This window comes from Pantoea stewartii subsp. stewartii (genome assembly GCF_008801695.1).
Lineage (GTDB): Bacteria > Pseudomonadota > Gammaproteobacteria > Enterobacterales > Enterobacteriaceae > Pantoea > Pantoea stewartii.
In genome coordinates this window covers 1-4,788 of the sequence record NZ_VZPF01000147.1, presented here as the reverse complement: position 1 = coordinate 4,788, position 4,788 = coordinate 1, and the positions used below count along the sequence as shown (strand labels likewise).

General features: G+C 50.5%; 8 protein-coding genes and 1 pseudogene. 3 read left to right on the top strand and 6 right to left on the bottom strand.

The features are described from left to right. Positions 1-149: 149 nt before the first annotated feature. The gene (locus F7Q90_RS24740) at positions 150-827 is read left to right on the top strand and encodes a hypothetical protein (RefSeq protein WP_044243389.1); all 678 of its coding nucleotides are present in this window, start codon (positions 150-152) and stop codon (positions 825-827) included. 365 nt (positions 828-1,192) lie between these two features. Here F7Q90_RS24740 and trbB read toward each other — a convergent pair whose 3' ends face one another. From trbB to F7Q90_RS24725, 3 genes are all read right to left on the bottom strand, one after another. Next, positions 1,193-1,690, bottom strand: coding sequence for a type-F conjugative transfer system pilin assembly thiol-disulfide isomerase TrbB (gene trbB, locus F7Q90_RS24735; protein ID WP_377776258.1), 498 nt, complete (start codon positions 1,688-1,690; stop codon positions 1,193-1,195). Between the two features lie 399 nt (positions 1,691-2,089). After that, the gene (locus F7Q90_RS24730; RefSeq protein ID WP_044243383.1) at positions 2,090-2,533 is read right to left on the bottom strand and encodes a hypothetical protein; all 444 of its coding nucleotides are present in this window, start codon (positions 2,531-2,533) and stop codon (positions 2,090-2,092) included. Beyond that, positions 2,520-2,810, bottom strand: a complete 291-nt coding sequence (locus F7Q90_RS24725; protein ID WP_006122274.1) for a hypothetical protein — start codon at positions 2,808-2,810, stop codon at positions 2,520-2,522. Before F7Q90_RS24725 ends, F7Q90_RS24730 begins: the two co-directional genes overlap by 14 nt. A gap of 103 nt (positions 2,811-2,913) precedes the next feature. On the opposite strand from F7Q90_RS24725, the gene vapB reads away from it, so the two are divergent. Further along, on the top strand, positions 2,914-3,141 hold the full coding sequence (gene vapB, locus F7Q90_RS24720; protein WP_006122273.1) for a type II toxin-antitoxin system VapB family antitoxin: 228 nt from the start codon (positions 2,914-2,916) through the stop codon (positions 3,139-3,141). After that, the gene (gene vapC / locus F7Q90_RS24715; RefSeq protein WP_006122272.1) at positions 3,141-3,539 is read left to right on the top strand and encodes a type II toxin-antitoxin system tRNA(fMet)-specific endonuclease VapC; all 399 of its coding nucleotides are present in this window, start codon (positions 3,141-3,143) and stop codon (positions 3,537-3,539) included. Before vapB ends, vapC begins: the two co-directional genes overlap by 1 nt. 1 nt (position 3,540) lies before the next feature. On the opposite strand, the gene traF is transcribed toward vapC, so the two are convergent. The 3 genes and pseudogenes from traF to F7Q90_RS24700 form a co-directional block, all read right to left on the bottom strand. Continuing rightward, the gene (traF, locus tag F7Q90_RS24710) at positions 3,541-4,335 is read right to left on the bottom strand and encodes a type-F conjugative transfer system pilin assembly protein TraF (protein ID WP_006122271.1); all 795 of its coding nucleotides are present in this window, start codon (positions 4,333-4,335) and stop codon (positions 3,541-3,543) included. Further along, positions 4,332-4,622 (bottom strand): annotated as a pseudogene (traN, locus tag F7Q90_RS24705) (conjugal transfer protein TraN); the annotation flags it as partial. The gene traF and the pseudogene traN, both read right to left, overlap by 4 nt. Before the next feature lie 31 nt (positions 4,623-4,653). Beyond that, a partial coding sequence (locus tag F7Q90_RS24700) for a transposase domain-containing protein (protein WP_151161057.1) occupies positions 4,654-4,788 on the bottom strand: 135 nt, incomplete at its 5' end.

Genomic DNA, 4,788 nt, shown 5'->3' with positions numbered 1-4,788 from the left:
ACGGCTTTGTTGAATAAATGGATTTTATGCTGTGGTACTATGAAAACGGTTGTTTCAGATAACATAAAATCAATGCATTACATGCTTGCGTATGACGGTGTTCTGTCTGGCATCAGCGTTTTCTACCAAAACAGTGCAGACAAAACAGAATGATTACCTATTATTCAACAAAGCCGGAAACCACATCAAACCGTAACCACGGACGCCAGGCTGATTTAACTCAGAGCCTTTATCAGAAAACGCTGGCACCGTTTTATTATCATCCGCAGTCAGCTGAGTTTGCTGAACGCTTCTATACCTCAGTCGTTACGCTGAACAGTTTAAATACAGAACTGAAAGAAAAACGACTGAAGGATATGATTAAACAGTACCCTGACAACCCCTTTGTTGAAGACCTTGAATACGAGAATAAAACATCGCTTACGCCTGCAGATATCACTCGGCTTCAGGCTCTGCTTAAAACGGACATTTCATCAGGAACAAAGAAATATTTGCTGGCAAATTATTACCAGAAAAACGGTAACACAGAACTGGCTAAAAACTATATTAACAGGATCGACATAGACAGTTGTGATAGTGACTGTCGACCTCTCATGATAGTGGCGTCACCTGAGAATCGCTTCTGGTTTATCGCGTCAGATATATTAAGCAAACACACTATTCATAATAGTCATGGTGATTTTTATATACCAGACAGACCGTTCCCTATATCAACAATCAGGACAAAAACAGAAGAAGCTAATGACATGTTTATCTGGATAATATTCGCACTCGGCGTGATATTTTTATGCACTGGCATAAAATCAGAGCGCTCAGAACAGAAATGATAGCGGGTGGGGAATTGTTATCTGTATAGGGATATCTGATAGCTGCGTGGCCCCAAAACCAGAGAAACACAGCGGATGCCATTGCTGCTATCAGACACCCATAATATCGGCGAAGCCAGAAGTACAGTCGCCCAAAACGGTTAACAATCTTAAACTCCAGCCACAGGCAAATAACCGGCGTCATTGCCATAACGCTCCCCAGTAGCGCCGTAACCTGACAGTCCGCTGCATACGCATCATCCTCCGGCCGCATGTATAAATCCAGACCATCGAAGTTCAGTGTACCGAAATACAGCCAGAAGCACCCTGCAATATATAACGCACTTACGATGCTCCATACTGCAATAGTTTGTTTTTTCCTCATCTTACCCTCTCGTTTCCAGTGCCTGCTGAATACGCTGCAGCAGGCTATTCACATCGACAATCCCCTGTGCCAGCGGCCAGCTCTGCAGGGTGTTCACATTGACAAGAAACGTTGTGGGGGTGACGCCGTTATTACCCGGCCCAAAGAACTGGTCGAGTACCGCTCGCGGTGCCGGAATGGCATCCGGGAAACTGACATCACCACGACCATCGAGGGTATAGGGGAAAACTTTAAAACCAGTCCGGGAAGATAATTGTGCCAACTGTGGGTCAAATTGCTGGCAGTAATGGCATCCCCCCTGCATAAACAACACAATACGATAGTCATCAACATTAACCTGATGGTTGTCAGGCGGAGAATAGTGTCTGGCAGATTTCTGCGCGTCAGTCGACGGCATCGCAGACTGAACGGCTGTATGACCTTTATCTGCCTCCAGCGCTTTCAACTCATCTAACGCCGAGGCGTATGAAATCTTTGTCATCGCAAACATCGCTACCATAAAAAGCATATTGAAAACACGATTTACTGTGAGAAAATAACCTCTCATGTACTCCCCTCCATAAATGGGCTGCTGATATAATGCTGAATTTTTTTAAGAACACTGACTCATTATTAAAGACCAGAGACATCATTCGTGATTCTTTTCTGGGTGTGGCAGTGCTCACTCTTATGATTTCTGAAATAATAACGTTACTTCCCAAAGAGAACTCTACCGGGAAGATATCATTCATCATAGTGCTGGTCCTTGCCTGCACATTTATAGTCGCATGGCTTCTGGCGCTGGTTATAAAATACACTTCTGAACTTATAGCAAAATCGGGGGCTGCTCGATTCATTATTACCGTGCTGATAATTATCACTATTGAAATAACATTTTTCTTCAGCCTTTATAATGTTATTAGCCGGCATTAGAAGAATGCGTGCAGCCTGCTTCCTCATTCCATTTACCGCAGACTGATATAAGCATCTGTCCGATATTGCCAAAGTCCTTTTTCAGGGAGCTGCGGCAGTATCGTAACCACCAGTGGTGAGGCCCTGTCGGGTGTAAACGAAAACACAGTCTGAAAACACTGTTAAAGCTCGCGGTCACCTCCCATCCCCACAGCAATTCAGGCACTGCAGACTCGGCATCCTCTCTCAACATGCGGGCCAGCCGGGCTGCTTCTGTCTGCCTGGCAGTAAACGCCACATAAGGTTTAATCCGATCGACAGGAAAACCATGTCCCTGGCATGATGCATAGGTGCGAAATCCATGGGCATTCATCATCGCAACAAGTCCGCGAATATCAGTATCCACAATAAATGTGCTCTTCTTAACCTTACCGGACTCAATCTGCCACATCGGCCCCCCGAATTTGACGCCAGGCATGCCATGCAGACAGCCCCCATCCCTCCAGGGCCAGTGCAGCGCCCGACAAGGCGAACAAGAGTGCGACAGCCACGTTAATCACCTCCATCAGCCCGGCCATATCGGGGTTCAGGATGACCAGCCGGGCGTTGATGGCGCTGTTCATCAGAAACCAGAACGCCGGGCCTGCAGCCATAAATGCCACCCCGCAGAACATCAGCAGGTTTTCCTGCCGCACCTTTTCACTCAATTTCTCACTGTTCTTATTCACTACGTTTATCCTCTGTAAAGCAAAAAAATGTATATCCCATTGACATATACACAAACAACATCATACTGGATATACGCAACGTATATCCCAGAAGAGGTTCGTTATGGAAACCACCGTATTTTTAAGTAACCGCAGCCAGGCTGTTCGCCTCCCAAAAGCCGTTGCGCTGCCTGATGATGTGAAGCATGTCGAGATTGTGGCCGTTGGCCGGACCCGTATCATTTCACCGGCGGGTGAGTCCTGGGATGCCTGGTTTGATGGCGACGCTGTCACCACCGACTTTATGTCAGCCCGGGAACAGCCCGAAGCACAGGTGCGGGAAGACTTCTGATGCTCAAATACATGCTGGACACCAATATCTGCATCTTCACCATCAAAAATAAACCGGAGGCGGTCAGGCAACAGTTCAACCTGCACCGCCAGCAGCTTTGCATCAGCACAATCACGCTGATGGAGCTTATTTATGGCGCAGAGAAAAGCAGCGCGCCGGAACGTAATCTGGCTGTTGTGGAAGGGTTCGCGGCACGCCTTACCGTACTGGATTACGATATGCATGCTGCCACCCATACAGGGCAAATCCGGGCCGAACAGGCGAAAGTCGGTCAGCCCATTGGTCCGTATGACCAGATGATTGCCGGACACGCCCGCAGCCGGGGACTGATTATGGTGACCAATAATATGCGGGAATTCTCCCGCGTATCCGGCCTTCGCGCAGAAGACTGGGTCTGAATCAGTACTGCGGTTTAAAATCGGTGGCCACGTCGAGAAAACGACGGGCCAGGTCATCCTGCGTCATAAATCCGTATGCCAGTGGCTGATAATGCTCACTTCCCGGCTCAACCAGCATCAGGGCAGGGAACTGATTAACCCCCATCCTGCTGGCCTGCCCGCTGTCCTTCCGGGTCTGGGGCAGCGCCCCGCTGCGTACGCCGTCCATGCTCACCGGAATAAGTGAGAGGCCATACTGCTGAGAAAACTGCCCCACGCTTGCCGCCATCTGACTGTCGACGGGATTATTGCCCCGGTAAAAAAGAAACAGGCCGTAGCGCTGTCCCAGCGCGTGGATGGCTGCCGTCTGCACCTGTCTTGCTGCGGTCTGCTGCAGCGATGCCGTGCTGTTGTACCGGCTGTGTTCGAGGTTGTAATCCAGGTCCGGGTACAGCAGCAGCGCCTTTTTGGCCGACTGCGTGAACTGCCCTGACAGGTTGACCAGGTAAGACTGCAGACGCAGGTAGTCAGCCGCATGCTGTGCCGAGGGTGAGAGGATGGCGCGATTCAGCCGGTCCTGCGTCAGCTTTTTAAGGAGCGTCATCTGGAGCGTGGGCGGTAATGCGCTCAGGGGAACCGTATCGTCGTCCGGTTTCTCCTCATCCGGCTGAGGCTCGTTGTACCAGTGCCAGCCCACAATCGGCTGGTCGACGTAGGTTCCCCCGGCTACAGAGGAGGCGTTTTTTACCGTTGTCTCTTCAGCCTGCGCCAGAGGAATGGCAGCCGCGATAAGCACCGCTATCAGGAAGGCTTTCACTGTGTGCCCCTCTTCATCCTGTCCGCAACCTGCTGTTTAACCCGGTCGATCAGGGTCTGGTCTGCCGGAAGCGTGGTGCCATTTTCCAGGTCATCGTAAAAATCAGCAAAGTTGATCGCACTGAAGTCGAGGTGCTGCAGTTCATCCACGGTCAGCCCGCGGCAGTCCGGCGATTTACTGCTGCCGAAGCCGATACCCAGCTGGCCACGACGCCCCTGATCCTGAATAATTTTTGCCAGCTTGCTGTCAAACTGGCAGTAGCCTTCCTTCTTCTCCGTGCAGACGCCCGTAAGCGTCGCATTCAGACCGTATTGACGTTCAGGCAGAGGGAAGCTCGACCTTCCATGGCAGCAGATCGCGGACCCGGTTCACCGGCCAGTCCTGTATATGACCGATGACGTAACGCAACCACGTCTCGGGGTCAACGCCGTTAAGCCGGCAGGTGACGATCAG